3 protein-coding genes are annotated in these 2,683 nt (G+C 65.1%); all 3 read left to right on the top strand.

The genetic code is table 11. The annotated features are described in order from the left end of the window. Positions 1 to 469 (top strand): alanyl-tRNA editing protein (locus ACE3UY_RS09890; protein ID WP_374687373.1); only part of this gene is annotated, 469 nt, incomplete at its 5' end. A gap of 78 nt (positions 470 to 547) precedes the next feature. Next, positions 548 to 1,213: a hypothetical protein gene (locus ACE3UY_RS09885; protein WP_374687372.1), complete on the top strand. Its 666-nt coding sequence runs from the start codon at positions 548 to 550 to the stop codon at positions 1,211 to 1,213. A 100-nt stretch (positions 1,214 to 1,313) separates the two neighbouring features. Continuing rightward, positions 1,314 to 2,683: class I tRNA ligase family protein (locus ACE3UY_RS09880; protein ID WP_374687371.1), on the top strand; the 1,370-nt coding region annotated here is incomplete at its 3' end.

The raw sequence follows: 2,683 nt of genomic DNA, 5'->3' as shown, positions 1-2,683 counted from the left end.
CGTAGCCGGGACGCTGGATTGGACGCGCCGCTACCAGCTCATGCGCACCCATACGGCCATGCATATCCTGTGCGGGGTCGTCTTCCGCGATTATGGGGCGCAGGTCACCGGCGGCAACATGGATCCGCTGCAAGGGCGCATGGACTTCGAATTCGAGACGATGCGCGCCGAACTGGTCTCGGCCATTGAGAAGGCGGTCAACGCGGAGGTCGCGGCGGCGCGGCCCGTCCGCGTGCGCATCCTGCCGCGCACGGAGGCGTTTGCCATTCCCGACCTCATCCGCACCAAGATCAACCTCCTGCCGGAGGGCATCGCCGAGGTGCGGACGGTCGAACTGGTCGGCCTGGACTTGCAGGCCGACGGCGGCACGCACGTCGCCAACACCCGTGAAGTCGGCCATATTCGGGTGACTGACTACAAGAGCAAGGGAAAGATTAACAAGCGGATTTATTTAGTGGTCAGCGATTAGGGACTAGGTTCTAGGGGCTAGGTTTTAGGGAAGAGCATTCTTCCCCTAGCCCCTAGCCCCTTGCCCCTAGCCCCTACAATGCGCTTTATCATTCACGAGCAACCCTACGAGCGCCCGCTGCTGGCGGGGCGACTGCGCTATGAGCGCGACGGCTGGCCGACGGGCGCGGTGGAGTCGTGGCGGCTGACCAATGCCGTGGACGGCTATCGCTTCCTGCGCGTCGACCTGGACGCGCGTGACGCGCCGTCGGGCCGGTCGTACCTGTTCCACCTGACGCTCGGCCCGGCCGACCAGCCGGAGCAACTGAAGTACCGCTTCTGGGGTGACGGACTGGAGGTCAGCGGGACGGTGCTATGGGACGGCGACGCGCTCGTCGCCACCCGTCGGGTGAACGGCGAGGGGTATGAGGATGAGGCGCGCGGCGCGGCCTTCTGGTTTCCAGCCGGCGCGGGACTGGCGCTGTTGCGCTATCACGACGGCGCGAGCGATGGCGTGACGCTGCGGACGGACACAAGCGATCCGGCCCAGGCGCTGGCGCTGGTGGAAACACCGGTGACGGTAGCGCTGGGCGAGGCTGGGATGGAGGCGATCAGCGGCGAACCACTGCCAGTCCGGGTGCTATCGGTGGCCTGGGGCGAGCGGCGGCGCGTGGTGTGGATCGACGCCGAAGGGCGGCCGTTGCGTCTGCGGCGCGAGGATGGGTTGGCGGCAGTAGCTGAGCGATTGATGCGTTATACGGCATAGGAGTCGCACTGGCTTGTAGCGCGGGATGGCATCCCGCGTCCGCCAATGCGAAGAGGCGGGTTGGCAACCCGCCCTACAACAAAAAGTGAGAAGAGTAATCATGGGCTTTAAAGATGTATCCAACAAGGTCGATTTCGTCGCTCAGGAGCGGGACGTACTCGCCTTCTGGCGGGAGACGAACGCCTTCAACGAACTGCGACGGCTGCGGGCGGAAACCGAGGTCGAACACGGCACGTTCAGCTTTCTCGACGGGCCAATCACGGCCAACAATCCGATGGCCGTCCACCACGCCTGGGGGCGCACGTACAAGGACTTGTACCAGCGCTACCACGCCATGCAGGGCAAGAACTTGCGCTGGCAGAACGGTTTCGACTGCCAGGGGCTGCACGTCGAGGTCGAAGTCGAAAAGGAGTTGGGCTTCACGTCGAAGCGCGATATCGAGGCGTTCGGGTTGGCGGAGTTTGTCAAGCTGTGCAAGGCGCGCGTGCTGCGCTTCGCCGCCGTACAGACGGGGCAGACGATGCGGCTGGGCAACTGGATGGACTGGAACGACCCGGACGAGTTGCGCCGGCTGAGCACGCTGCTGGCCGAAGACCCGCAGCAGGAGATCACGGTACAAGGGCCGCGCGGGCCGGTGACGGGGACGGTGGAGTACGTCGTCTCCCATTTGGGCATGCCGGAGTTGGGCGGCTCCTACTTCACGTTCAGCGATGAGAACAACTACCAGATCTGGAGCTTCCTGAAAAAGTGCCACGAGAACGGCTGGATCTACAAGGGGCACGACGTGATGCCCTGGTGCGGCCGGTGCGGCACGGGCCTCAGCCAGCACGAGATCATCACCGACGGCTACCGAGAAGTGACGCATGACTCGGTCTTCGTGCGCTTCCCGCTGGTGGGCCGCCAGAACGAGGCGCTGCTGGTCTGGACGACGACGCCCTGGACGCTGACCAGCAACGTGGCCGCGGCCGTCGGGCCGGAGCTCGACTACGTGCAAGTGCGCGCCGAAGACGGCTGGACGTACTACCTGGCCGAAGGGGCCATGAAGAACACGCTGACCGGCAAGAACAACGAGGTGGTCGGCCGGCTGAAGGGGGCGGAGATGATGGGCTGGACGTACCGCGGGCCGTTCGACGAACTACCCCAGGTGCAGGCTGCCTTTGCCGCGGCGGAGTACACCCACCGCGTCATCCCCTGGAAAGAAGTGGGCGCGGAGGAAGGCACGGGGATCGTCCACATCGCCCCCGGCTGCGGCGAAGAGGACTTCGGGCTAAGCAAGGAGCACGATTTGCCCGTGGTCGCCCCGCTAGACGAGAACGGAGTGTACGTGAGCGGCTTCGCCTGGCTGGACGGCCGCGACGTAGTCGGCGTGGCCGAGGACATCTTCGCTGACCTGCGCCAGAAGGGGCTGTTCTATCGCAAGCAGCGCTATAGCCACCGCTATCCCCACTGCTGGCGTTGCGGCTCGGAATT

The organism is Promineifilum sp. (SeqCode), from assembly GCF_041918635.1.
Taxonomy (GTDB): domain Bacteria; phylum Chloroflexota; class Anaerolineae; order Promineifilales; family Promineifilaceae; genus Promineifilum.
Note: the sequence above shows the minus strand (reverse complement) of the source record. Positions and strands in the feature narration are given on the sequence as shown.